We start from the raw sequence: 26,683 nt of genomic DNA on the forward strand, positions 1-26,683 counted from the left end.
AGCAAGGGGTATGCACCTAATTTTCTGAAATTTATTGATTGATATCTTTTATGTACATTTTAAAGTTAGAAATAAGAATATACGTTCTGTTTTATGGTAAAATAAAGAAGACTTAACCGCCCACTGCAGCAGCTAAGTCCCTTTGAGAGCATCTTGCATCGTGACAAATGATTCAAAGCGGTTTTGCCAGGATTATTTCTTCAATCGCTGACTCAATCTCTTTGTCAGAAGCGTCATAACTTCCCTTTGACTTTGGCTTGTCATGAGCGGAAGTTGGATTCACTTCTTCTTTAGCATGTCCTTTTTCAGCAAAATTCATGCCAGGCATTTTAAATGCGCCCATATTCATGTATTTTCCAAATTTCCACGCTTCAACAATAGGGCAGAATCGAACAATTCCCTCTGCAACTTTCATTGCACCAATCCATAGAAAAATGTTAGACCAAGTGCACCACGGCTTGCGTACAAGTTTAGTTGCACTACATCCGAAGAGGACCAGCCCAAGTGTAATTCGAATTAGAGCGTTTATTGTCCCGATGTTTTGCTTCATTAGAAAAACACTCCTTTTTATGAAAATTGAAATAGTAAATACTACTTCTCTTATTAGTATCCCGTGTGATTTTTGGGATATGTAATCCAACATTTGACGTTGAAAAAGATGTTGGAATCGGCGTGTGTGTCAGTAGCTTTTTTTGTTATAATGAAAGAATGCATAAAAAGAAGGTGAAATTAAATCCTTCTTTTTGAAAAATATTTAATAGCTATTTTAAAAAATCAAAATAAAAACTAACTGTTATTTTAAACAGAACTATAGATATAACTAGAGAAAAGGAAGGGTGTTTTCATGTACGATATTTCCGGATGGAAACATGTATTTAAGCTTGATCCAAATAAGGAGTTAAGCGATGAATATTTAGAAATGATTTGTGAATCTGGAACGGATGCTGTTATTGTAGGCGGAAGTGATGGAGTTACAATTGATAACGTATTACACATGCTAGTTAGCATTCGTAGATATGCAGTTCCTTGTGTATTAGAGGTTTCTGATGTAGAAGCAATTACACCAGGATTTGATTTTTATTACATCCCAAGTGTTTTAAATAGCCGAAAAGTAGAATGGGTAACAGGTGTTCATCATGAGGCATTGAAAGAATTTGGGGATATTATGGACTGGGACGAAATTTTTATGGAAGGGTATTGTGTTTTAAATCCTGAAGCGAAAGTAGCCCAGCTTACAGATGCGAAATGTGATTTAACAGAAGATGACGTTATTGCATATGCGCGTTTAGCAGACAAGTTATTACATTTACCGATATTTTATTTAGAATATAGCGGTACGTATGGAGATGTTGAACTTGTTAAAAATGTAAAAGCAGAATTGAAACAAGCCAAGTTATATTATGGCGGTGGTATTTCTAATGCAGAACAGGCGAAAGAAATGGCGCAATATGCTGATACAGTAGTTGTTGGAAATATTATTTATGATGATATAAAATCGGCGTTAAAAACAGTTAAAGCAGTAAAAGGAGAGTAGGTGCAGGCGTATATGAGTATGACAGATAAGTTATTAAACGGTTTAAATCCACAGCAACAAAAAGCAGTACAAACAACGAATGGACCACTTCTACTAATGGCAGGTGCAGGTAGTGGTAAGACACGCGTGTTAACACACCGTATTGCGTATTTGCTTGGTGAAAAAGGTGTAGCACCATGGAATGTACTAGCTATTACCTTCACAAATAAAGCAGCTCGTGAAATGCGCGAGCGTATTGATACACTTGTGGGACCAGAAGCAGAAGATATTTGGATTTCGACGTTCCACTCTATGTGTGTACGTATTTTACGACGCGATATCGATCGTATTGGTATTAATCGTAACTTTACAATTTTAGATTCAGGTGATCAGCTAACTGTAGTCAAAAAAATTATGAAAGAGCGCAATATTGATCCGAAGAAATTTGAGCCGCGCTCTATTTTAGCGGGTATTAGTAATGCGAAAAATGAACTGTTATCTGCGGATAAATATGCAAAAAAAATTACAATGGCTGATCCATATGAAAAATTAACGAGCGATGTATACACAGAGTATCAAAAACGTCTTTTGAAAAATAATTCATTAGACTTTGATGATTTAATTATGACGACGATTCAGCTATTTGAACGTGTTCCAGAAGTATTAGAGTTTTATCAGCGTAAGTTCCAATATATTCATGTTGATGAGTATCAAGATACGAACAAAGCGCAATATCTTCTTGTTAAACATTTGGCAGCACGTTTTAAAAATCTTTGCGTTGTAGGTGACTCTGACCAGTCTATTTATCGCTGGCGTGGTGCAGATATTTCTAACATTTTGTCATTTGAAAAAGACTATGAGAATGCACAGGTAATCTTGTTAGAACAAAACTACCGTTCGTCACAAAATATTTTAAATGCAGCGAATGCTGTTATTGAAAAAAATACGAATCGTAAACCGAAGAAATTATGGACAGACAATCAAGTTGGAAGTAAAATCTCGTATTATCGTGCCGCAACTGAAAAGGACGAAGCATATTTTGTTGCGAAAAAAATTCGTGACGATCTTCAAATGGGGAAACGAAAATACACTGATTTTGCAGTGCTATATCGTACGAATGCTCAGTCTCGTATGGTCGAGGAGATTTTCCTTAAATCTAACATTCCGTACAAAATTGTCGGGGGAACTAAGTTCTACGACCGTAAAGAGATTAAAGATATTTTGGCGTACTTACGTTTAATCGGTAATCCAGATGATGAAATTAGTTTTGCACGTATTATTAACATGCCAAAGCGTGGTATTGGTGCGACTTCTATCGATAAAATTATTAATTATGGTGTGCAAAACGGAATTTCATTAACTGCTGTATTTGATGAGATTGAGCATGTTGGAGTAAGTGCAAAAATTACAAAGGCAGTAAAAGAATTCGCAAATTTATTACACAACTGGGTAAATATGCAAGAGTATTTATCTGTTACAGAATTAGTAGAAGAAGTTATTGAAAAAACAGGCTATCGCGATATGTTGAAAAATGAGCGTTCTTTAGAAGCGGAAGGTCGTTTAGAAAACTTAGACGAATTCTTATCTGTTACGCAAACATTTGAATCTCAAAGTGAAGATAAGAGCCTTGTTGCATTCTTAACAGATTTAGCACTTGTTGCTGATATTGATCGTGTAGATGAAGACCCAACTGCTGGTGAAGAAGTTATTTTAATGACGATGCACTCAGCAAAAGGATTAGAGTTCCCGGTTGTCTTTATTGTTGGTTTAGAGGAAGGGATATTCCCTCATACTCGTTCTCTTATGGAAGAGGATGAAATGCAAGAAGAACGTCGTCTTGCTTATGTAGGTATTACTCGTGCAGAAGAAGAGTTATATTTATCTAATGCGCAAATGCGTACTTTATTTGGTAGAACAAGTATGAATGCTGCGTCTCGCTTCATTACAGAAATCCCGGCAGAACTAGTGGAATCATTAAATGAAACAGCGCCGAAGCGTGAAAATTCGTTTGGTGCAAAAGGCAGAACAGCAAGTAGCAGTAAAATGACAACAACAACCACAACACGCTCTCGTTCAGCTTTCGCGCGTCCTGCAGCTAAGACGACAGGCGGTGAGCAAATTGGCTGGGCAGTAGGCGATAAAGCTTCCCACCAAAAATGGGGAATCGGTACAGTTGTAAGTGTAAAAGGTGAAGGTGATGCAAAAGAATTAGATATTGCGTTCCCAAGCCCGATTGGTGTTAAACGTTTGTTAGCAAAATTTGCACCTGTGACGAAACAATAGAAAGGAATGAGGATATGTCAAAAGAGATAGCAAAAAAACGTATAGAAGAACTGCGTGATTTGTTAAATACATTTAATTATCAATATCACGTATTAGACAATCCTTCTGTTTCTGATGCGGAATATGACCGTGATATGCAGGAGCTTATAAAATTAGAAGCAGAGAACCCAGAGTTTATGAGTGAAGATTCTCCCTCCGTTCGCGTTGGGGGAACTATTCTTGATATATTTGAAAAAGTAACACATAAGTCACCAATGTTAAGTTTAGGGAATGCATTTAACGAAGGGGATTTGCGTGATTTCGACAGAAGAGTATGTCAAGGAATTGATGGTGCGAATGTAAGATATATATGTGAATTAAAAATTGACGGGCTTGCCGTTTCGCTTCATTATGAAAAAGGACGCTTCATTCAAGGGGCGACACGTGGTGATGGTGTAACGGGTGAAGATATTACTCAAAATTTAAAAACGATTAAAGCTATCCCACTTCGTTTAAATGAAGAAGTAACGTTAGAAGCCCGAGGCGAAGCTTATATGCCGAAGCGTTCATTCGTTAAACTAAATGAAGAAAAAGAGCAAAATGGAGAAGATGTATTTGCGAATCCGCGTAATGCAGCAGCAGGTTCAATACGTCAACTTGATCCGAAAATTGCAGCGAAGCGTAACTTATCTATGTTTGTGTACGGTCTTGCGAATGTAGAAGAAAAAACAATTCCATCGCACAGTGAATCGCTTGATTTCTTAGGTGAACTCGGGTTTAAGACAAATCCAAATCGCCGTACATGTGAAACAATCGAAGAGGTTATAGCTTATGTAGAAGAATGGCAAGAAAAACGTCCGCATCTTGATTATGAGATTGATGGAATCGTTATAAAAGTAGATGATGTTGCTCTTCAAGAAAGTCTAGGAACTACAGCGAAGAGTCCAAGATGGGCGATTGCTTATAAATTCCCAGCTGAAGAAGTTGTAACGAGATTAACAGGCATTGAATTAAGTGTTGGCCGAACAGGGGTTGTAACACCGACTGCAGAGCTAGAGCCAGTGAGAGTTGCTGGTACGATTGTTCGCCGTGCTTCTTTACATAACGAAGATTTGATTCGTGAAAAAGACATTCGAATTGGTGACTACGTTGTTGTGAAGAAGGCTGGAGATATTATTCCTGAAGTTGTGAACGTTATTTTTGATAAGCGTACTGGTGAAGAAGAAGAATACCGCATGCCAACGCATTGTCCAGCATGTGAGAGTGAACTGGTTCGTTTAGAAGAAGAAGTAGCACTTCGATGTATAAATCCGACTTGTCCGGCTCAAATTCGAGAGGGATTAATCCATTTCGTTTCAAGAAATGCGATGAATATTGATGGACTTGGAGAACGTGTCATTACACAACTCTTTGATGCAGATTATATTCGTACATTTGCTGATTTATATGCATTGACGAAAGAGCAATTATTACAGTTAGAACGTTTTGGTGAAAAATCAGCAACAAACTTAATACAAGCAATTGAAAATTCTAAAGAAAACTCGTTAGAGCGATTATTATTTGGTCTTGGAATTCGCCACGTTGGAGCGAAAGCAGCACGTACATTTGCAGAGCACTTTGAAACGATGGATGAGCTTGTAAAAGCAACAGAAGAAGAACTAAAAGCAATTAATGAAATTGGCGAAAAAATGGCTCAATCTGTTGTGACATATTTTGATAATGAAGATGTATTAGAATTATTACAGCAGTTTAAAGAGTATGGCGTGAATATGACATACAAAGGTATAAAAATTGCAGATTTACAAAATGTTGAATCTTACTTCGCAGGAAAAACGGTTGTTTTAACAGGTAAGCTAGAAGTTATGGGACGAAGTGAAGCGAAGAAGAAGATTGAGGCATTAGGTGGAAAAGTAACAGGAAGTGTTAGTAAGAGTACGGATTTGGTTGTTGCAGGTGAAGCAGCTGGTTCGAAATTAGCACAAGCGGAGAAACATAATGTTGAGGTTTGGAATGAAGAGAGGTTCTTACAAGAGCTAAATAAGTAAGAGGTGCAAACTTACCATGAAAAAAATAGCATTAGCGGTATTAAGCCTTGGCCTACTTGTAAGTGGGTGTAGTGCAGGTGCCGACAAAGATGAAAAAGTGGCTGAGAAATCGGGGAAAGCAAAAGAACAATCAGTTGTTCCAAAATACGCTATTTCGGATGAATATTATAAGACGACGATTCCGTTTGATGGTGGAAATGCACGTGGTTTAGTGGTGCAAGGGTTAAATAGTCGTCTTGATATAGATGAATTTGAAACAGGATTAATGCGAATTGCAAAAGAATCATTTAGTACGAAAGATAGTTTTTTAAAAGGCGGAAGTGCTCTAGATACTCAAACTATACAGATGCTTGTTAAAAGAAAACGTACAGATGCTGAACAAAAGGAACTAGAAGACAAATTAAAAAAAGATGCAGTTAAATTTCCTAATATAGGATTAAACCCTGCATTAGGAACAGGATCCGAATCACTAGAAGTGAAAAATAAAAAAAATCCAATATATATTTCAAATATTTTAGAGCATGATTATTATGTGAAAAAAGGCGATAACGGCGAGGAACATGTTGGTATGGTAGTGGGATTGGCGATGAATTCTGTTCAATATTTTAACGAAGAGCATGGTTACCCACGTGAAGCTACAATCCCGGATGAAAAGATGTTAGCTGAAGGGAAAAAAATGGCGCAAGAAATTTTGAAAGTCATACATCAAAAAAAACCTGAAACAAAAAATATTCCGATAACATTTGCGATTTATCGCCAAGCTCCAAAGTCTTCGCTCGTACCAGGTAACTTTGTTTCTTATGCAAATGTAGAAAAAGGTAGTGAAACGGTTGAAGATTGGAAACAAATTAATGAGAAATACTATTTGTTCCCATCAGAGCAAGCGAAAACAGATAATAAACGTGAAGATCTTGCAAGAGTATCCAACTTTAAGGCAAAACTAAGCGATTATTTCCAAGGCGACTATACAGCTGTTATTGGTACTGGTATGTATAGAGATGATGAATTAAGAGAAATGAAGCTTGATATTCCTGTCCAGTTTAATGGAAAAGCTGAAATAATTGGTTTTACACAATATGTGGCAGGGCTTGTTATGGAATACTTCCCAAATTATATGAAAGTACAAGTAACGATTAAATCTGTAGAACGCCCAGAAGCTATTATTATACGTGAAGCAAAACAAGATGAACCACTTGTGAAAATTTTAGATTAAATATGAAGGCTGTTCCTCTATGGAACAGCTTTTTTTCTTATGTAATTTTGTTATAATTTAAAATGTTGTAAATAATAGGGGTAAGGGGTAAAGTTCATGGAAGAATTAAGTTTTCAAGTCATTATTTTATTAATTGCATTCGGTTTTTTAGCAGCTTTTATTGATTCCGTTGTTGGAGGAGGAGGGTTAATTTCGCTTCCTGCGCTTATGTTTGTTGGCTTATCGCCAGCTTCGGCAATTGCAACGAATAAATTAGCAGCAACAATGGGGACGTTTACGAGTGCGATGTATTTCATTCGATCAGGAAAAGTTGATTTTAAAATTGTAGGAAAGTTAATCCCGTTAACTATTGTTGGAGCTGTTGCAGGTGCTTTAGTAGTAAAATTTATTCCATCGGATATTTTACGCCCATTAGTACTTGTAATGTTGGTATTTATTGCTATTTATATTATTGCAAAAAAGAATTGGGGAAGTGTGTCTACCTATAAGAAGATGACGCAAAGAAAAACATTAATATTTTTCTTTGTTATTTTAATGATAGGATTTTATGATGGATTTTTTGGACCAGGGACAGGGTCATTTTTAATTTTTGCATTTTTATTAATTGGTTTGGATTTTATTCAAGCAGCAGCATCCGGAAAACTTTTGAATTTTGTTAGTAATATTGTATCTTTAATTACTTTTTTATTTTTAGACATAATTCATTTTGAATACGGTATTATCATGGGATTATCAATGATCTTAGGTGCTTATTTGGGATCGAAGTTTGCGGTTCAAAAAGGCGTTGGATATGTAAGGACTTTATTTTTATTAGTTACTATATTATTGATCGGGAAAAATGTTTTGGAATATACTCATATTTTGTAGATTCATACGCATGTATGAATCTCTTTTTTTTATTATATTTTAAAAATTTATTAATTTTTAAAATATAAGTCTAGGAATATTTGAATAAATCTAAATTATCGTGTAGAATAATGTTGTAAAATGTAAACGTTTTTCTAAGGGGAGGCTAAAAAAAATGGTAGTAGCATACAAACATGAGCCATTTACAGATTTTTCAGTGGAGGCTAACAAATTAGCGTTTGAAGAAGGTTTAAAGAAAGTAGAATCTTATCTTGGACAAGACTATCCATTAATTATTGGGGGAGAAAAAATCACTACAGAAGACAAAATTGTTTCTGTAAACCCTGCAAATAAAGAGGAACTTGTTGGTCGTGTTTCAAAAGCAAGCCGTGAGTTAGCTGAAAAAGCAATGCAAGTAGCGGATGAAACATTCCAAACTTGGAGAAAATCAAAGCCAGAAATGCGTGCAGACATTTTATTCCGTGCTGCAGCAATCGTTCGTCGCAGAAAACATGAATTCTCTGCTATTCTTGTAAAAGAAGCAGGTAAGCCATGGAATGAGGCAGATGCTGATACAGCAGAAGCAATCGACTTTATGGAATATTATGGTCGTCAAATGTTAAAATTAAAAGACGGTATTCCAGTAGAAAGCCGTCCAATTGAATATAATCGTTTCTCTTACATTCCATTAGGAGTAGGTGTTATCATTTCTCCTTGGAACTTCCCATTCGCAATTATGGCAGGTATGACAACAGCTGCTTTAGTTTCTGGTAACACAGTATTACTAAAACCAGCTAGTACAACTCCTGTAGTAGCAGCGAAATTTATGGAAGTATTAGAAGAAGCTGGATTACCAGCTGGCGTAGTAAACTTCGTTCCAGGTAACGGTTCTGAAGTTGGTGACTACTTAGTAGATCATCCTCGTACACGTTTCGTAAGCTTCACGGGATCTCGTGATGTAGGTATCCGTATCTATGAGCGTGCAGCGAAAGTAAACCCAGGCCAAATTTGGTTAAAACGCGTTATCGCTGAAATGGGCGGTAAAGATACAATCGTTGTTGATAAAGAAGCAGATCTTGAATTAGCAGCTAAGTCTATCGTTGCATCAGCATTCGGATTCTCAGGACAAAAATGTTCTGCATGTTCTCGTGCAGTAATCCACGAAGATGTATACGATCACGTATTAAATCGTGCTGTTGAATTAACGAAAGAATTAACAGTTGCTAACCCAGCAGTATTAGGTACAAACATGGGTCCTGTTAATGACCAAGCTGCATTCGATAAAGTAATGAGCTATGTTGCAATTGGTAAAGAAGAAGGTAGAATCTTAGCAGGTGGCGAAGGAGACGATTCTAAAGGCTGGTTCATCCAACCAACAATCGTTGCTGACGTTGCAGAAGATGCTCGCTTAATGAAAGAAGAAATCTTCGGACCAGTAGTAGCATTCTGTAAAGCAAAAGACTTCGATCATGCACTTGCAATTGCAAACAATACGGAATACGGTTTAACAGGTGCTGTTATTACTAACAACCGTGACCATATTGAAAAAGCACGTGAAGACTTCCACGTTGGTAACTTATACTTCAACCGTGGATGTACTGGTGCAATCGTAGGTTACCAACCATTCGGTGGCTTTAACATGTCTGGTACAGACTCTAAAGCTGGTGGACCTGATTACTTAGCACTTCACATGCAAGCAAAAACTACTTCTGAAACTTTATAAGAAATAGTAGAGGAGCTCTTCACAAAATGTGAAGAGCTCCTTTTAAAATTGAAACCCCATATATTACCGTCGTTCGAAGAGAATGAGCTAAAACCTATTAATAGCGGGATAAACATGTAAACAGAAATAAAATAATGAGAAAAGTTGACTTATTAGTCATATTTTTTAGTATTCATTTTGAGAATTTCCTGTATAATACAATTTGAAAGAAAATCTATGGTTCGACAAGGAACACTCTTTTCGGTTTTGCTCACTGAAAGGAGTGTTTTTTTATGTAGCTAAAAATTCTTTCGTGCTTATTACATTTGCATATACGCCATTTAAACTAGCTAAAATTGTATTGTGAATATAAACAGCTGGTATAGTAGCGTTCTTAAAAGAAAGGTCTTTTGTAGCACAAGCATCGTGTATAACGGTACATTGAAAACCAAAATCAAATGCAGCCCTTACTGTAGCATCAATACACATATGAGTCATCATCCCGCATACGACGACATGTTCAATGTCTAAACGCTGTAATTGCTCTAGAAGATTAGTTTCTCGGAAGCTATTTGGATAATGTTTGACTATAACTGTTTCTTCTCTAAGTGGACGTACGCTTTCGTGAATATGTACACCTTCTGTATTAGGTAGGAAAAAAGTAGCGTCATCTTTTATAGCTACGTGTTGGATATGAAAAATAGGTTCGCTGTTTGTTCTAAAGTGTTGTAATAACTGATTAGCATATTCGCTTGCTTCTACTGGATTACGCAATTCCATCTTTCCATTTGGAAAATAATCGTTTTGAATATCGACGAGTAAAAGAGCTGTTTTCATATATTTATCTGCCTCCGAGTTTCATATTCAAATAAATTTATTCAATTTGTAGAGAGGATTCTCCTGTTTAAAAATATGAGGAAGAAGAATTTTAAATAACCTTGAAAGTTACTATTTTCTCATGAATTTTCATCTGAAAATTTTAATAAAGGAATAATTAATATTTTTCTAAAAAATGTATTGACTCTTATTATTCTGAGTTCTATAATGAGAATTAATTAAATGACAATTAAATCGATACATTCTTATCCAGAGAGGTGGAGGGACTGGCCCTACGATACCTCAGCAACGGGTTTTTTAATACCGTGCTAACTCCAGCAAGCCATATAAAGGCTTGGAAGATGAGAAGATGTGAACGAGTACATATAAGTGCTCTCCTTCTTATCTTTATGGTTGATAAGAAGGAGAGCACTTTTTATTTTACCTCGAAAGCTCTACTTCAAGTTTTTACAGCATATAGGAGGGGGAAAAATGATTTCTTTTAACAATGTAAGTAAAGTGTATGAATCAGCTGGGCAATCTGTTCATGCGGTGGAGGATGTAACATTATCAGTTGAGAAAGGCGAAATTTTTGGCATTATCGGTTTTAGTGGCGCTGGAAAGAGTACATTATTACGCTTAGTAAATATGTTAGAGAGACCAACGTCAGGAACGATTGCAATAGATGATAAAGATATTACATCATTATCGACAAAAGAATTACGCAAACTAAGACAAAGAATCGGAATGATTTTTCAAAGCTTTAATTTATTTAATTCAAGAACAGTGTTTGGGAATATTGCTTATCCATTAAAGTTAGCGAAATTGCCAAAGAACGAGATAAAGGAACGAGTGAATGAACTGCTGAAGTTTGTAGGGTTAGAAGATAAAGCAAACTATTATCCAGAACAGCTATCAGGGGGACAAAAGCAACGTGTTGGTATTGCTAGAGCACTTGCGACATCGCCAGATATTCTTATATGTGATGAGGCAACATCAGCCTTAGATCCAGAAACGACGACAGAAATTCTAAACTTATTAAAGAAAGTAAATCGAGAATACAATTTAACAATTCTTCTTATTACACATGAAATGCATGTTGTGAAAGAAATTTGTCACCGTGTAGCTGTAATGGAGAAGGGAAAAGTTATTGAAGAAGGAAAACTGTTCGATGTTTTCACGCAACCAAAAACAAAGACGACTCAAAACTTTGTACGTTCTGTTATTAATGATCATTTACCAGAAAGTGTTCTAGCGAAAATTCAAAATGGTGGTCAAATTTATCGTCTAACATTTACTGGTGAGGAGACGGGACAGCCGGTACTATCATATATCGCAAAAAACTATAACGTCGATGTAAATGTACTGTACGGAAATATTATTGAACTTCAAAATGTGCTATTTGGAAATCTGCTTGTAGAATTGCAAGGTGAGCAGAGGGAAATTCAAAAAGCATTACAACATCTAAGACTGCAAGTGCAGCTGAAGGAGGTAGAAGCTCATGCGAGTTGATTGGAGTATATTTTGGCCGCGCATACTAGATGCGACGGGGGATACCCTCTTAATGGTAATTGTAACCCTTATATTCGCTACAATTCTGGGTATACCTCTAGGTTTACTTTTATATGTAACGAGAAAAGGAAACTTTTTAGAAAATAAATGGGTCTTTTCTATTCTTAACATCATAATTAATACAATTCGTCCGGTACCATTCATTATCTTTTTAGTAGCTTTAAGTCCACTAACGAGAAGCGTTATTGGAACGACGATTGGAACAGCAGCAGCAATTTTCCCGATGACGTTAGTCGCATCAATTGGTATTGCTAGAATGGTTGAAACAAATCTTGTTTCCGTTCCGAAAGGAGTAATTGAGGCAGCACAAGCAATGGGCGCCTCGCCAATTAGAATCGTTTTTGAAATCCTTGTACCAGAAGCGTTAGCACCATTAATCTTAGGTATCACATTTATGACAGTTGGTTTAATTGAATTTTCTGCAGTTGCTGGGCTTGTTGGTGGTGGCGGTCTTGGTGACTTGGCAATGACATATGGTTATCAACGTTTTGATACATCAGTTATGTTTGTAACGGTTGTTTTACTTATTATTCTCGTACAGATAGCTCAAAATTTAGGAAACTACTTTGCGAAAGTCTTGTTACGTAGATCATAAAAAGGAAGAGAGGAAAAGAAAATGAAGAAAATTTTAGCATTTGCATTATCAGCGATTGTAGGAGTCTCAGCATTAAGTGGCTGCTCAAGTGGAGACACGGGTGCAGGAGCGAAAGAAAAAGTAGTTCGCGTCGGTGTAACTGGAACGGATGGAGACGCTTGGGAAATTTTGAAGAAAAAAGCTGAAAAAGAAGGGATTAAGATTAAACTGGTGGAGTTCTCTGATTATACAACTCCAAATAAAGCTTTAGCTGATGGAGATATTGAATTAAACTCATTTCAGCATATTGCTTTCTTAGAGCAATTTAAAAAAGAGCATAAGTTAGATATTACAGCTGTTGGTACAACACAAATTGCGCCAATGGGTTTATACTCTGAAAAATATAAGAAGGCAAATGAAATTCCAGATGGTTCAGAAATTGCAATTCCAAACGATCCAACGAACCAAGCACGTGCATTAAAACTTCTTGATGCAGCTGGAGTATTAAAGCTTAAAAAAGATTTTGGCTTATTTGGAGATCCAAGCGGCATTGCTGAAAATCCGAAGAAGTTAAAAATCACGCCGGTTATCGCACAGCAAACACCTCGTGTGTTAAAAGATGTAGCGGCATCAGTTATTAATAACGGTGTTGCTGGTCAAGCTGGATTAGATCCAGCGAAGGATCCTATTTTCTTAGAAGATCCAAAGAATGAAAATGCGAAGCCATATATTAATATTTTTGCAGCTCGTACGAAAGATAAAGATGATCCAACACTGAAAAAAGTAATTGAATTATACCATTCAAAAGAAGTAACAGATGCAATTAAGAAAGAAACAAATGATGGTTCAATTTCAGTAGATCTTTCACTTGAGGAGCTTGAAAAAATCGTAAAATAATCATTGGGTTTAATGGACTAACAGAAGGAACCCCTCCGCTGTTAGTTCGTTCAACATATAAACTTAACAAACAAACCCTAATTCTGTACCTTCCAATTTTGTATAACATAGAATCCAATGTTTGTTAAGTAGAGTGATAGACCAGGAACTTTCCTGGTCTTTTTTTATGAATGAAAGTAGCTAGCGAACAGTAAGGTAATCCAAATTATAATGGGATAAGAAAATAAGCTGAAAAGGATTGTAATTACGAATTGATTTTGATGAATTAAGTGTTTTTTTGATAAAAAAAAGAAAATAGAAAAGAGAGTAATGAAAAATGCTGATATTACGCCGGGGTTATAGGAGCGATAAATGAAAAACAAAATAATATGTTGAACAGAGTTGAAGAAGATGGCCCCTTGTATAAAAATAATCCAGCATATAGAAGACAAGAAGTTAAGTTGATATAGAAAGACGATAAGTAATACAAAGATTGTTAATACGGAAATGGCAATGAAAAATTGTTGGCTAGTTATAAGACAGATTGAAAATTGATTAGCAAGATATTGTGGCATTTGGAAAGCTTCTTCAAGGTTATGAATGAAAAATAATAAGGGAATGATCCAGAGTATAGTAGTGGAATGCTTTTTCATCAACTTACATCACTCCAATAAAGTATAGAAAGCCTAAAAAAGGCCCTCTATACAGAGATAGTTATTCAATTATGATATTTTTTAAATTAACTTCATGATGCTCTCGTTCTTTCGGATAAGCAGCTAGTTCCTCTTGTAAAATATTTAATATTTGCTTAGCTGATTGCTGGATTGGATTAGGTAGTTCTTCTAATATATGCATCCCGACTTTTACTTTTGTACGAATTATCCTTCGTAGTAATTCCTCATGCATGTACTACACCCCCAAAGCGAATATTTAGTACATCTTCTTCAAATTTTGCTCCTTGAATAGAAAGGTGTGTTAATGTTTTTGGTAACGTGATGTTCCGTTTAACAGAACCCGCTCGAATAATAAGTTCATCACCTTTTTGATTTAAGGAAAGTTCACTTTTGTTTGAGAAGGGAATGGACAGAACGAAAATATACTCATCGCCATCCTTTTTTACATATTGTGTGCGCCCGTTAAATTTCACTTCAGTAGGACAATGATCAGTTTTAAATAAAGCATCGCCTACACGTTCTAACATAGACAAACCAACAACTTCTTGTTCAAACATTGGAGCTTCGTAAATAGGAAGTGGATCAAAACTATTTTGAATTAATGTTTTATATTTCTTTTGCGTATCTTTCCATGCTTGAAAATAAGGATCGGTGACGGTGTTAGGGATGACGCGATTAATCATAATGGCATCTACGTTATAATCGTATAAATTTAAATAAGTAAAGCTGCGCTGAGCTTCTTTAATGACCATTTTTTCAGGATTTAAAACGATGCGGATACTTGTTACTTCTCGGTTTGATAAAATATCTCTCATTTCTCCGAGCTGTTCAAGTGTATTTGTTAATTCGTCCATAATATCGTCGGTTGGAAGAGGGACACCAAGGAGTGGTTGAGCTACAGGACGAACGACTTTTAAAACTTTTCTTTTAATAGGAAATAATTTTTCCATCCACCAGCCGAGCATGTCTGGAAAGCTTAGCATTGCTAATGTTTCTCCTGTTGGGGCACAATCAATAATGATAACATCATATGTGTTTTGTTTATAATAATCGAGTACGCGAAGTAGGCTAATTAAATCTTCCATACCAGGAAACATCGTTAATTCTTCTGTTGTAATATCATCGGCTGCTTTGGAAGTGAAGAGTAGTGTAATATATTTCTGTAATTTTCCCCATCCTTTTTCCATCTCATAAATCGTATTAATTTCTTGTGCCCACAAATTTTTACGAACTTCTAATGGCTCAGAAGATAGCTTTATACCAAATGAATCTCCTAAACTATGAGCAGGATCTGTGCTCATTACTAATGTTTTTAATCCTTGCTTCGCACTTTGAATTGCTGTCGCTGCTGAAATGCTAGTTTTTCCTACGCCACCTTTACCTGTATACAAGATAATTCTCATCATTCATATCCCCTTTGTTTCGAATGTCGAATATTACGAGTGTCGAAGTAAATGGTTGAATAAAAACCCAGATAGGGTTTTATTCAATCGGAATGTTTTTCATTTTAGGTGTAGAAACCTTTTCTTCTGTTTTTTGCTGTGAGGTAGCAATGTGATTCATAATCTTTTGGAAGATTTGTAGTAAGAATGCTTTTTCTTCTTCTGACAATGCTTCTGTCACTAAGCTAAAGTAATGGGCTGCATTTTGTTTTACTTCTTGAACGAGCATTACGCCGATTTCTGTTAACCGAATTAATACAATACGTCGGTCGTTTTCATCACGGTAGCGTTCAATATATCCCTTTTTTACAAGGCGATTTACAACGCCCGTCGTTGTACTCATCGGTATATCAAGAAGGTCAGCAATTTTCGTCATTGTAATATCTGTATTTCGTTCCATCCAAAGTAAACAAAATACTTCTGTTTTAGAAAGTGTTAAATCTAGGCTTACCCATTCTTCAGGATAGAAAAGTTTCTTGGCGTTATCTAGCAGTAAGTCTAAAAAATGTTCATATTGCAACAATTAATTCCACTCCCGTATATTTCGAGGTTCGTAATATTTATTTTTATTTTATGTAGAATAGAAATAATTGTCAATGATTTTAATTATTTTTTCAGATTAGGCAGAAAACTTTCTTTGAAATAGTATTCTTTTATGATAGATTTATAAATATAAAACTAGAATTTACATAAAAATCCATCATGGTAAATATACTTATCTATAATGGGTATACAGCTAACGAGGGGGAGAACGATGAGAAGACGTAATACGCAAGCGTTCACGTTTTTAGCATGGACTTCATTTGTTTGTGCGCTTTCAGGTATGCTAATTGGGATTTATACGTTAGATGAAACGCTTAGTGTAAAAGGATACTATTTAATTGGAACATTATTTTTAACGATGTCTTGTTTTGTATTACAAAAAACAATTCGTGATAATGAAGAAGATAACGAGAGATTTCCAAAAAATAAACCGTTAGATAAAGAGTAAATTGTAAAGAAAGGCGTTTGCCTTTCTTTTTTTATGTAAAAATGGCGTAAGTACTCTGTGTTGACTTGCTTGAAGTACTGAAAATTTGGTATCATCAATAGTATTGTAGATTGAACGATATATTATGGAGGTGGCCTAGCCGTGTCAAGAATTTCCGTTGAGAATGTAAAGCACGTAGCACATTTAGCACGTCTTGCAATTACTGATCAAGAAGCAGAAAAATTTCAAAAACAACTAGATGCAATTGTTACATTTGCAGAACAGTTAAATGAATTAGATACAACAGATGTAAAACCAACAACTCATGTATTAACTATGAAAAATGTTATGCGTGAAGATGTACCAGAAAAAGGTTTACCAGTCGAAGAAGTATTAAAAAATGCACCGGATCACAAAGATAATCAAATCCGTGTTCCAGCAGTATTAGAATAGAGGAGGGGAATTTCGATGTCATTATTTGATCATTCAGTATCAGAGTTACATAAGAAGTTAAACAGCAAAGAAATTTCCGTTACGGATTTAGTAGAAGAATCTTACAAACGTATTGCGGATGTTGAAGATAACGTAAAAGCTTTTCTTACATTAGATGAAGAAAATGCACGCGCAAAAGCGAAAGAATTAGATGCAAAAATCGGCGCTGAAGATAATGGTTTATTATTCGGTATGCCAATTGGTGTAAAAGATAACATTGTAACTAACGGCCTTCGTACAACTTGTGCGAGCAAAATGCTAGCAAACTTCGATCCAATTTATGATGCGACAGTTGTGCAAAAGCTAAAAGCTGCTGACACGATTACAATCGGTAAATTAAACATGGACGAGTTTGCAATGGGTTCTTCAAATGAAAACTCAGGATTCTACGCTACGAAAAACCCCTGGAACTTAGATTACGTTCCGGGCGGATCTAGTGGTGGTTCTGCAGCAGCTGTAGCAGCAGGAGAAGTACTATTCTCTCTAGGTTCTGATACGGGTGGTTCTATCCGTCAGCCAGCTGCATATTGCGGTGTTGTAGGTTTAAAACCAACTTACGGACGCGTATCTCGTTACGGATTAGTAGCATTCGCATCTTCACTTGACCAAATCGGACCGATTACACGTACAGTAGAAGACAATGCATACTTATTACAAGCTATTTCAGGTATTGACCGCATGGATGCAACTTCTGCAAACGTTGAGGTTGGAAACTATTTAGCTGGTTTAACAGGCGATGTTAAAGGTTTACGCATTGCTGTACCGAAAGAATACTTAGGCGAAGGTGTTGGCGAAGAAGCTCGTGAGTCAGTACTAGCTGCTTTAAAAGTATTAGAAGGTATGGGCGCAACTTGGGAGGAAGTATCTCTTCCGCACTCTAAATACGCTCTAGCAACGTATTACTTACTATCTTCTTCTGAAGCATCTGCTAATCTTTCACGCTTTGATGGCGTGCGTTACGGTGTTCGTTCTGATAATGTAAATAACTTATTAGATCTTTACAAAAACACACGTAGTGAAGGTTTCGGTGATGAAGTTAAACGTCGTATTATGCTTGGTACATTTGCCCTTAGCTCTGGTTACTATGATGCATATTACAAAAAAGCACAACAAGTACGTACATTAATTAAGAACGACTTTGAAAATGTATTTGCTAACTATGATGTTATTATTGGACCAACAACACCAACTCCGGCATTTAAAGTGGGAGAAAAAGTTGACGATCCAATGACGATGTATGCAAATGACATTTTAACAATCCCAGTAAACTTAGCAGGTGTTCCAGCGATTTCAGTTCCATGTGGATTCGGTGCTAACAACATGCCACTTGGTCTACAAATCATTGGTAAACACTTCGATGAAGCGACAATTTACCGCGTTGCACATGCGTTTGAGCAAGCAACGGACTATCATACAAAAAAAGCAAGTCTGTAAGGAGGCGAGCATAGATGAATTTAGAAACAATTATTGGTTTAGAGGTTCACGTTGAGTTAAAAACAAATTCGAAAATTTTCTCTGCGAGTCCAACAGAATTCGGAGCGGAGCCAAATACACAAACAAGTGTAATTGACTTAGGATACCCAGGGGTACTTCCTACTTTAAATAAAGAAGCAGTTAACTTTGCAATGAAAGCTGCAATGGCATTAAACTGTGAAATCGCAACGGAAACAAAGTTTGACCGTAAAAACTATTTCTATCCAGATAACCCGAAAGCTTACCAAATCTCTCAATTTGATAAGCCAATTGGTGAAAATGGTTGGATTGAAATCGAAGTAGACGGTAAAAAGAAACGTATCGGTATTACACGTCTTCATTTAGAAGAAGATGCTGGTAAATCAACGCATACAGCTGATGGTTCATTAGTAGACTACAACCGTCAAGGTATGCCTTTAATCGAGATCGTATCTGAGCCAGATATGCGTACGCCAGAAGAAGCATATGCATACTTAGAGAAGTTAAAATCAATCATTCAATACACTGGTGTATCTGATTGTAAGATGGAAGAAGGTTCTCTGCGTTGTGATGCGAATATTTCTCTTCGTCCAGTTGGACAAGAGAAGTTCGGTACAAAAGCGGAACTGAAAAACTTAAACTCATTCACTTACGTACAAAAAGGTCTTGAGCATGAGCAAGTGCGCCAAGAAAAAGAACTGTTATCTGGTGGTATCATCCAACAAGAAACACGTCGTTATGATGAAGCAACGAAGAAAACAATCTTAATGCGTGTGAAAGAAGGATCTGACGATTACCGTTATTTCCCGGAGCCAGACTTAGTTGAACTTTACATCGACGATGAGTGGAAAGAAGCAGTTCGTGCCTCTATTCCAGAACTTCCAGATGCGCGTAAAGCTCGCTACGTTGCAGAAATTGGCTTACCAGCTTATGATGCACACGTATTAACATTAACGAAAGAAATGTCTGATTTCTTTGAAGCAACTGTTGCAGACGGTGCTGATGCGAAATTAACATCGAACTGGTTAATGGGTGAAGTACTTGCATACTTAAACAAACAACAAAAAGAATTAAAAGACGTTGCATTAACGCCTGCTGGTTTATCTAAAATGGTTCAATTAATTGAAAAAGGTACAATTTCTTCTAAAATCGCGAAGAAAGTATTTAATGAATTAATTGAAAAAGGTGGAGACCCAGAAGAAATCGTTAAAGCGAAAGGTCTTGTTCAAATTTCTGACGAGGGTACACTTCGTAAAGTTGTAACAGAAATTCTTGATAATAATGAGCAATCTATTGAAGACTTTAAAAACGGTAAAGACCGTGCAATTGGCTTCTTAGTTGGTCAAATTATGAAAGCTACAAAAGGACAAGCAAATCCACCGCTTGTTAACAAAATCTTACTTGAAGAGATTAATAAGCGATAATAGTAGTGACTTTTAAAGATTAAGCAGAAAAACACCCGTACATGGGTGTTTTTCTAGGTTAATCAAACGTTTGTTTAAATGAGACAAAATCGTTTAAACAAACGTTTGATTAACTGTCAAAAGTGGAAAAATGTTTGTATAGCAACTATGGTATGATAGTTGCAAAAAGGTGGGAATAATGATAAATCTAAACATAGAGGTTTTTTTCATCTCATGAAATAATAGATAGTTATTATTTGTTATATGTAAATTTTTATGGAAGAATGGATAGAAATAAAGTGAAACTTTAATCAGTAGGAGGTTCATCCAAAGCTGATTATTAGCCCACACCAATCGGGCATTTACTGCCCGCAAATAGCGGGATAAATTTTTTGGTCAAATAAAAAAAACATTGAAATGAATATTTACTTTTGATGGACTACACGAATCGGGTTCTTACTGCCTGTTTGAGCGGGATAAAAGAAGGATAGGAAGATGAGAGGAGGTAGGCATGGGAATACTGAATAGAAGTTCAGTATGTTCTTTTTCGATACATAAAGAAATTTCCTGTGCTAATAAATGATGAAGCGAGCAAGAATTATTTATAATCCTACTTCTGGGCGTGAGCTATTTAAGAAGAGCTTACCAGAAGTATTACAAAAATTAGAACAAGCTGGCTATGAGACATCTTGTCATGCGACAACGGGTCCTGGAGACGCTACTGTGGCGGCGAGGCAAGCTGCGGATCGTAAGTTTGATGTTGTTATTGCCGCTGGTGGCGACGGTACATTAAATGAAGTAGTAAACGGTTTAGTTGGGCATGAATTCCATCCGAAATTTGGAATTATTCCAGTTGGAACGACAAATGACTTTGCACGTGCGATTGGTGTACCTCGTTCTATTGAAGAGGCAGCAGATATTATTTGCGAAGGAAAAACAGTGCCATTAGACCTTGGTAGAGCGAACGATACATATTTTATTAACATCGCTGGTGGCGGTCGTATTACAGAATTAACATACGAAGTACCGAGTAAGTTAAAGACAGTATTAGGACAGCTTGCTTATTACCTAAAAGGTATCGAGATGTTACCATCATTGCATCCGACATATGTTGAAATTGAGTATGATGGAAAGTTACTACAAGAAGAAATTACGATGTTTTTAATTACGAATACTCGTTCAGTAGGTGGATTTGAAAAGGTAGCACCGTATGCATCTATTAACGATGGGTTATTTGACCTATTAGTACTGAAAAAAGGTTCTATCGCTGATTTAATTAAAGCAGCAACACAAGCACAACGTGGTGAACATATTAATAATCCCAAAGTGTTATATACACAAGCGAACCGAATTAAAGTACATTCACCAGATAAACTAATGATTAATTTAGATGGTGAGTATGGTGGAGATGCACCGATGGAATTCGAAAATATATATCATTGTTTAGAACTATTTGTTCCTGAACATCAAGAGGATGCCCTGTAAAGGCATCCTTTTTTACTTTGTTAAAATGAATTGTAAATTGGGAGTTAGTTTGATTTTTATGGTATTTTTACAATTCTTTTATTTTACATCCATATTTTATTGGTACACTGGAGGAGATAAGAAACGAGAGGTAGGATGCTATGGAGAAGGTAAAAGCAATACTATTTGATAAAGATGGGACATTAATGGATTTTCATTCAATATGGATAAAAGTAGCTGAAGAACTTGTAGCTGAATGTATAAGTTTATATCATTTACCAAGTACAATGCGGCAGACCTTATTAGAAGAGATTGGTGTAGAGGGAGCATTTGTTAATCCAAGGAGTGCAATAGCTGCTGGAACAAGCCTTGATGTAGCGAAGGGGCTTTGTAATTATATTGAGTCTGCTAGAGAAGAAGAGATGCATCAGTGGGTAAGTGAGAAGTTATTTTCCCTTATGTATGAGCATCGTTCGCATATGAAAATGACAGCGGATTTACCGAAAGTGTTACAGGCATTAAAAGATAAAGGATTTATATTAGGGGTAGTCACGGCGGATGATTTCGCACCAACAGAATTATTTTTAAAACAATATAAGTTGGAGAACTTTTTTGATTATATTATAGCCTCGGATACATTCCCTGCGCAAAAACCAGATAAAAAGATTATAGAAGTGTTTTGTGAGAAATTTAATTTAGAATCATGTGAGGTTGCGGTTGTTGGAGATACGCCAACTGATTTACATTTAGCTAAAAATGGCGGTGATTGCTATGCAATTGGAGTCCTTTCTGGTACGGGGGATCGTCCAACATTAGAACCACTTGCTGATTTAGTGTTAGATTCTGTTGGGGAGTTTATTTCTCAATCGGGTGAGTTTTTCTGGGAGAAAGAAAAGTCTAATGTGTAAAGAAAATAAGTCTATAAAGACTCTTAATGAGTCTTTATAGACTTATTTTTTATGCCTGGATACAAAGAATATAGGATAAATGCTAGAAAAGAAAGTTGGCATATATTTTGCAATAAGAAGAGAAAACAATGTAAAGAAAAGGATGGGGTACGCAATGAACACAAAAAAATTTGCTAAAGTAAATGAACAAATTCCAGGACCGAAAGCGGCATCTTTATTAGAACGCCGTCAAAATATAGTACCAAAAGGAGTAAGTAACGGCATCCCAACGTTTGTACAATCTGCAAATGGTGCTCTTGTAACAGATGTTGATGGCAATCAGTACATTGATTTTGCAGGAGCAATCGGGACAATTAACGTAGGGCATTGTCATCCAACGGTTAAAGAAGCGCTCCATAAACAAGTCGATCAATACATTCATACTGGATTTAATGTCATGATGTATGAGCCATATATTGAATTAGCGGAAAAGCTTGCGGCATTGGCACCGGGAAGTTTCGATAAGCAAGTCCTATTTTTAAATAGTGGTGCAGAAGCAGTTGAGAACGCGGTGAAGATCGCTCGTAAATATACGAAGAGACCTGGTATTATCGCATTTTCTAAAGGTTTCCACGGGCGTACATTAATGACAATGACGATGACAAGTAAAGTGAAGCCATATAAATTTGGGTTTGGTCCCTTTGCTCCAGAAGTATATAAAGCGCCATTTCCATACGAATACCGTCGCCCAGAGGGATTAACGGAAGAGCAGTATGATGATTTTATTATTGAAGAGTTTAAGAACTTCTTCATATCGGAAGTAGCACCAGAAACAATCGCAGCTGTTGTAATGGAACCCGTTCAAGGGGAAGGTGGATTTATCGTCCCAAGTAAGAAATTTGTTCAAGAAGTACGCCGCATTTGTTCAGAGAACGGCATCTTATTTGTAGCGGATGAAATACAAACAGGCTTTAGTCGTACAGGAAAATATTTTGCAATTGATCACTATGATGTCGTTCCAGATTTAATTACAGTATCTAAATCGTTAGGTGCTGGTGTACCGATAAGTGGTGTCATTGGACGTAAAGAAATTATGAATGAGTCTGCACCAGGTGAACTTGGTGGAACGTATGCAGGAAGTCCACTAGGATGTGCGGCTGCATTAGCTGTTCTCGATGTAATAGAAAATGAGAAATTAAATGATAGAGCGATAGAATTAGGAAAAGTCGTAATGAACCGATTCGAAGAGATGAAAAATAAATATCATTGCATCGGCGATGTGCGTGGGTTAGGTGCAATGTGTGCATTTGAGGTCGTTCAAGATTGTAAGACGAAAGCACCTGACAAAACGTTAACGGCTAATTTATGTGCAGAAGCAAATAAGCGTGGGTTACTGTTATTATCAGCAGGGACATATGGAAATGTTATCCGTGTGTTAATGCCTTTAATTATTACAGATGAGCAACTTGAAGAAGGTTTAACAATAATTGAAGAATCATTGCAAGCTTGTTATGAGCAAACAAACATCGCTCGAGTTTAAAAACTGAAGTATAAATAGCAAACATTCTAGCTGACTCTATATTAAATGCAGAAAATTCACTTTATAATAAAGGTAGTGAAGTGGATCGATGGATTTGAAGGTAGGGGTGGCTAGGATGGTTGCAGAAAAGGAACGAGTGTTAATGGATTTAAAAGATGTATTTGAATATGCGTTTGACGAAATTTTTGTTACAGATGAGCAAGGGATCGTTGTGCGTGTAAATAGTACATGTGAAAGGCACTACCAACTAGCTGCAGAAGAGTTAGTTGGTAAGCATGTAAAAGAACTACAAAAGGATGGAATCTTTTATCCATCAGCGACATTAGAAGTGATTGAAAAAAAGAGGCCAATTGAACTCGTTCAAACTACAAAATCAGGAGAGTATTTACACGTTCGTACAAGGCCTGTTTTTGATGATGAGGGAAATTTAAGAAGAGTGATTAGTTATTCTCGCGACCTTACTGAACTCTATCAATTACGTCAAAAGGTAGAGGAAATGGATAATCAGCTAAAAACATATAAAAAAGAATTAAGAGAAACATATGAGCATGAAGGACTTATTTTTAAAAGTCTAGCTATGCAAAAAATAGTCGATACAATCAAAAAAGTATCTGTAGTGGATAGTACTGTTCTCGTTTTAGGCGAGACTGGAGTAGGAAAAAGTCGATTAGTACGCCATTTACATGAAGTGAGTCATCGGAAGAATGAAAGTTTCTATGAAATTAATTGTGCGGCATTGCCAACTAATTTAATTGAATCGGAGCTTTTTGGATATTCAGGTGGATCTTTTACAGGTGCGAATCGTGAAGGGAAAAAGGGACTATTAGAATCCGCGCATAAAGGAACTCTTTTTTTAGATGAAATCGGTGAAATGCCGCTTGAAATTCAAGCGAAGCTTTTGCAAGTATTGCAAGAAAAAACATTTCGTCCTATAGGCGGAAGAGAATTAAAAAAAGTGGATGTTCGAATTGTGGCGGCAACAAATAGAGATTTAAGCGAGATGGTGAAACAAGGAACATTTCGGAAAGATTTATACTATCGTTTGAATGTCATTCCAATTGGAATTCCCCCGCTTAGGGAAAGAACAGAAGATATTTTGCCGCTTATTTATCATTACTTGCAGCACTTTAATAAAAAGTACGGACGTGATGTGAAACTAGCGCCGAGTACGTTACAAATGTTTGTTGGATATTCGTGGGAAGGGAACAATAGAGAAATAGAGAATGTAATTGAGAGAATTGTTATTACTGTTGATGATGTTGTAACGGTAGAGGATTTGCCACTCTCTATGCAAGAGGCTGCAGTTGAACAATCGGGGCAAAGCCTTTATAAAATGCTGGAAGAGGTAGAGAGAAATATAATTCTTAAAGCGTATAAAACGTATGGATCAAGTTATAAAGTGGCTGAGTTTTTGCAAATTAGTCAATCTGCTGCTACTAGGAAAATTAAGAAGTTCATAGAGGAGGAAGAAAACATTGGATAAAAAGGCGACTTTCGTAAGTATAGATAAAAAGGCGATGTATATAAATGGTGAGTGGATTACACTACAAGAACAAATTGAAGTAAATAATCCTGCGACGAAGGAAATATTTGCAACTGTACCAAAAGGCGGAGTAACAGAGGCAAAGCAAGCTGTTGATGCTGCACATGAAGCTTTTAAAACGTGGTCTAAGTTAACAGCAGCAGATCGTGCCATGAAGTTAAAAAAATGGTTCACGCTTATTGATAAAAATAAAGAAGAGATCGCAGCGATTATGACGAAGGAACAAGGAAAGCCATTTGCAGAAGCGCTTGGTGAAGTAAATTATGCAAATAGTTTTGTTGAATGGTATGCAGAAGAGGGGAAACGTGTATATGGTGAAATGATTCCTGCTTCTCATCCGAATAAGCGCATTTTAGTTATGAAGCAACCAGTTGGCGTTATGGCAGCTATTACACCTTGGAACTTCCCGGCAGCGATGATTACGAGAAAGGTAGCCCCAGCGCTTGCAGCAGGCTGTACAGCCGTTGTGAAACCGGCAAGTCAAACGCCATTAACTGCATTGAAATTAGCTGAATTAGCTCATGAAGCGGATATTCCAAAGGGTGTAATTAATATCGTAACAGGTAGTGCAAAAGCAATTGCTGATACGTGGATGGAAGATGGTCGCGTTCGAAAAGTGTCCTTTACAGGGTCAACAGAAATCGGGAAAGAGTTAATGGCTAGTGCTGCACAAACGATGAAAAAAGTTTCGCTTGAGTTAGGTGGTCACGCTCCGTTTATCGTAATGAATGATGCAGATTTAGATAAAGCAGTAGAAGCGGTGATTGGTTCGAAATTCCGTAACGCAGGACAAACGTGTATATGTACAAACCGAGTATTCGTTCAAGAAAAAGTATACGAAGTATTTGTAGAGAAGTTCCAAAAGGCAGTAAGGCAGTTGAAAGTAGGAGACGGTTTCGGTGACGGAACGACTGTTGGACCACTTATTGATGAGAATGCAGTTTCAAAAGTACAAGAACATATTGAAGATGCTATTCAAAAAGGTGGAACAGTTTTATATGGTGGTCAAAAGGTCGCAGAGTTAGAGGGACATTTCATTCAACCGACTGTAATTGGGTTGGCAAATGATACGATGCTTTGTATGAATGAAGAAACATTTGGTCCAGTGGCACCCGTTGCGAAATTTAAAACAGTTGATGAAGTAATCGAACGTGCAAATAATACACCATACGGTTTAGCTGCGTATATTTTCACGAAAGACATTAGCCAAGCATTCCAAATTAGTGAAGCGTTAGAGTACGGTATTATCGGTCTAAACGACGGTCTTCCATCAGTTGCACAAGCACCATTTGGTGGATTTAAAGAAAGTGGTATCGGCCGTGAAGGAGGCCATTTCGGCATCGAGGAATATTTAGAAATTAAATATATTTCATTAGGACTATAAGTAGTATACTAGA

24 protein-coding genes and 1 riboswitch are annotated in these 26,683 nt (G+C 36.5%); of the genes, 18 read left to right on the top strand and 6 right to left on the bottom strand.

Features of this window, described 5'->3' with window-relative positions; genetic code table 11:
- Positions 1-172 precede the first annotated feature (172 nt).
- On the bottom strand, positions 173-550 hold the full coding sequence (locus ACTJJY_RS23950) for a YgaP family membrane protein (RefSeq protein WP_440606728.1): 378 nt from the start codon (positions 548-550) through the stop codon (positions 173-175).
- A 294-nt stretch (positions 551-844) separates the two neighbouring features.
- Here ACTJJY_RS23950 and ACTJJY_RS23955 point away from each other — a divergent pair, with 294 nt between their 5' ends.
- The 6 genes from ACTJJY_RS23955 to pruA all read left to right on the top strand — a co-directional run bounded on the left by ACTJJY_RS23955 (position 845) and on the right by pruA (position 9,602).
- Positions 845-1,534 (top strand): heptaprenylglyceryl phosphate synthase, encoded by a 690-nt coding sequence (locus tag ACTJJY_RS23955; RefSeq protein ID WP_000272109.1) that lies wholly within the window; start codon positions 845-847, stop codon positions 1,532-1,534.
- Positions 1,535-1,546: 12 nt separating this feature from the next.
- The gene (gene pcrA / locus ACTJJY_RS23960; RefSeq protein ID WP_440606729.1) at positions 1,547-3,796 is read left to right on the top strand and encodes a DNA helicase PcrA; all 2,250 of its coding nucleotides are present in this window, start codon (positions 1,547-1,549) and stop codon (positions 3,794-3,796) included.
- Between the two features lie 14 nt (positions 3,797-3,810).
- A complete protein-coding gene (ligA, locus tag ACTJJY_RS23965; protein WP_023520911.1) occupies positions 3,811-5,820 on the top strand; it encodes an NAD-dependent DNA ligase LigA in 2,010 nt (669 codons plus the stop codon).
- A gap of 16 nt (positions 5,821-5,836) precedes the next feature.
- Positions 5,837-7,033, top strand: coding sequence for a CamS family sex pheromone protein (locus ACTJJY_RS23970; protein ID WP_440606730.1), 1,197 nt, complete (start codon positions 5,837-5,839; stop codon positions 7,031-7,033).
- 96 nt (positions 7,034-7,129) lie between these two features.
- Positions 7,130-7,900, top strand: coding sequence for a TSUP family transporter (locus ACTJJY_RS23975; RefSeq protein ID WP_000391979.1), 771 nt, complete (start codon positions 7,130-7,132; stop codon positions 7,898-7,900).
- Between the two features lie 154 nt (positions 7,901-8,054).
- The gene (gene pruA, locus ACTJJY_RS23980; RefSeq protein WP_000259555.1) at positions 8,055-9,602 is read left to right on the top strand and encodes an L-glutamate gamma-semialdehyde dehydrogenase; all 1,548 of its coding nucleotides are present in this window, start codon (positions 8,055-8,057) and stop codon (positions 9,600-9,602) included.
- 270 nt (positions 9,603-9,872) lie between these two features.
- On the opposite strand, the gene ACTJJY_RS23985 is transcribed toward pruA, so the two are convergent.
- Positions 9,873-10,418, bottom strand: a complete 546-nt coding sequence (locus ACTJJY_RS23985) for a cysteine hydrolase family protein (RefSeq protein ID WP_065229664.1) — start codon at positions 10,416-10,418, stop codon at positions 9,873-9,875.
- Positions 10,419-10,660: 242 nt separating this feature from the next.
- A riboswitch (SAM riboswitch) is annotated at positions 10,661-10,766 on the top strand.
- A 123-nt stretch (positions 10,767-10,889) separates the two neighbouring features.
- On the opposite strand from ACTJJY_RS23985, the gene ACTJJY_RS23990 reads away from it, so the two are divergent.
- Genes ACTJJY_RS23990 through ACTJJY_RS24000 form a run of 3 tightly spaced genes read left to right on the top strand, consistent with a single transcriptional unit; the run spans position 10,890 to position 13,440 of the window.
- Positions 10,890-11,909, top strand: a complete 1,020-nt coding sequence (locus tag ACTJJY_RS23990; RefSeq protein ID WP_000622973.1) for a methionine ABC transporter ATP-binding protein — start codon at positions 10,890-10,892, stop codon at positions 11,907-11,909.
- The gene (locus ACTJJY_RS23995) at positions 11,899-12,564 is read left to right on the top strand and encodes a methionine ABC transporter permease (protein ID WP_001261862.1); all 666 of its coding nucleotides are present in this window, start codon (positions 11,899-11,901) and stop codon (positions 12,562-12,564) included. The genes ACTJJY_RS23990 and ACTJJY_RS23995 overlap by 11 nt, the downstream gene beginning before the upstream one ends.
- A 21-nt stretch (positions 12,565-12,585) precedes the next feature.
- Positions 12,586-13,440 (top strand): MetQ/NlpA family ABC transporter substrate-binding protein, encoded by an 855-nt coding sequence (locus ACTJJY_RS24000; RefSeq protein WP_016083725.1) that lies wholly within the window; start codon positions 12,586-12,588, stop codon positions 13,438-13,440.
- A gap of 164 nt (positions 13,441-13,604) precedes the next feature.
- Here the strand turns inward: ACTJJY_RS24000 and ACTJJY_RS24005 are convergent, their stop codons facing one another.
- The 4 genes from ACTJJY_RS24005 to ACTJJY_RS24020 all read right to left on the bottom strand — a co-directional run bounded on the left by ACTJJY_RS24005 (position 13,605) and on the right by ACTJJY_RS24020 (position 16,058).
- A complete protein-coding gene (locus tag ACTJJY_RS24005; protein WP_440606752.1) occupies positions 13,605-14,072 on the bottom strand; it encodes an HXXEE domain-containing protein in 468 nt (155 codons plus the stop codon).
- A 61-nt stretch (positions 14,073-14,133) separates the two neighbouring features.
- Positions 14,134-14,325, bottom strand: a complete 192-nt coding sequence (locus ACTJJY_RS24010) for a DUF3926 domain-containing protein (protein WP_078994504.1) — start codon at positions 14,323-14,325, stop codon at positions 14,134-14,136.
- Positions 14,318-15,499, bottom strand: coding sequence for an ArsA family ATPase (locus tag ACTJJY_RS24015; protein ID WP_440606731.1), 1,182 nt, complete (start codon positions 15,497-15,499; stop codon positions 14,318-14,320). Before ACTJJY_RS24015 ends, ACTJJY_RS24010 begins: the two co-directional genes overlap by 8 nt.
- A gap of 76 nt (positions 15,500-15,575) precedes the next feature.
- Entirely contained in the window at positions 15,576-16,058 is a 483-nt protein-coding gene (locus tag ACTJJY_RS24020) for a MarR family winged helix-turn-helix transcriptional regulator (RefSeq protein WP_161520406.1), read from the bottom strand.
- Between the two features lie 231 nt (positions 16,059-16,289).
- Between ACTJJY_RS24020 and ACTJJY_RS24025 the strand changes: the two genes are divergently transcribed.
- From ACTJJY_RS24025 to gabD, 9 genes are all read left to right on the top strand, one after another.
- Entirely contained in the window at positions 16,290-16,526 is a 237-nt protein-coding gene (locus ACTJJY_RS24025) for a YiaA/YiaB family inner membrane protein (RefSeq protein WP_001254393.1), read from the top strand.
- Positions 16,527-16,667: 141 nt separating this feature from the next.
- Entirely contained in the window at positions 16,668-16,958 is a 291-nt protein-coding gene (gene gatC / locus ACTJJY_RS24030; protein WP_000086999.1) for an Asp-tRNA(Asn)/Glu-tRNA(Gln) amidotransferase subunit GatC, read from the top strand.
- A 15-nt stretch (positions 16,959-16,973) separates the two neighbouring features.
- Positions 16,974-18,431, top strand: coding sequence for an Asp-tRNA(Asn)/Glu-tRNA(Gln) amidotransferase subunit GatA (gene gatA / locus ACTJJY_RS24035; RefSeq protein WP_000051455.1), 1,458 nt, complete (start codon positions 16,974-16,976; stop codon positions 18,429-18,431).
- 14 nt (positions 18,432-18,445) lie between these two features.
- Positions 18,446-19,873: an Asp-tRNA(Asn)/Glu-tRNA(Gln) amidotransferase subunit GatB gene (gatB, locus tag ACTJJY_RS24040; protein ID WP_001047683.1), complete on the top strand. Its 1,428-nt coding sequence runs from the start codon at positions 18,446-18,448 to the stop codon at positions 19,871-19,873.
- 558 nt (positions 19,874-20,431) lie between these two features.
- Positions 20,432-21,337 carry a diacylglycerol kinase gene (locus tag ACTJJY_RS24045; RefSeq protein ID WP_016078570.1) on the top strand — a complete coding sequence of 302 codons (906 nt, stop codon included), beginning with the start codon at positions 20,432-20,434 and terminating at the stop codon, positions 21,335-21,337.
- Between the two features lie 140 nt (positions 21,338-21,477).
- Positions 21,478-22,224, top strand: coding sequence for an HAD family hydrolase (locus ACTJJY_RS24050; protein WP_440606732.1), 747 nt, complete (start codon positions 21,478-21,480; stop codon positions 22,222-22,224).
- Positions 22,225-22,378: 154 nt separating this feature from the next.
- Positions 22,379-23,743 carry a 4-aminobutyrate--2-oxoglutarate transaminase gene (gene gabT, locus ACTJJY_RS24055; protein ID WP_179958927.1) on the top strand — a complete coding sequence of 455 codons (1,365 nt, stop codon included), beginning with the start codon at positions 22,379-22,381 and terminating at the stop codon, positions 23,741-23,743.
- A gap of 115 nt (positions 23,744-23,858) precedes the next feature.
- Positions 23,859-25,226, top strand: coding sequence for a sigma-54 interaction domain-containing protein (locus ACTJJY_RS24060; protein WP_440606733.1), 1,368 nt, complete (start codon positions 23,859-23,861; stop codon positions 25,224-25,226).
- Positions 25,219-26,670, top strand: a complete 1,452-nt coding sequence (gabD, locus tag ACTJJY_RS24065; RefSeq protein WP_440606734.1) for an NADP-dependent succinate-semialdehyde dehydrogenase — start codon at positions 25,219-25,221, stop codon at positions 26,668-26,670. Before ACTJJY_RS24060 ends, gabD begins: the two co-directional genes overlap by 8 nt.
- Positions 26,671-26,683: the final 13 nt, after the last annotated feature.

Source organism: Bacillus sp. 22475, assembly GCF_052044835.1.
Classification (GTDB): Bacteria; Bacillota; Bacilli; order Bacillales; family Bacillaceae_G; genus Bacillus_A; species Bacillus_A cereus.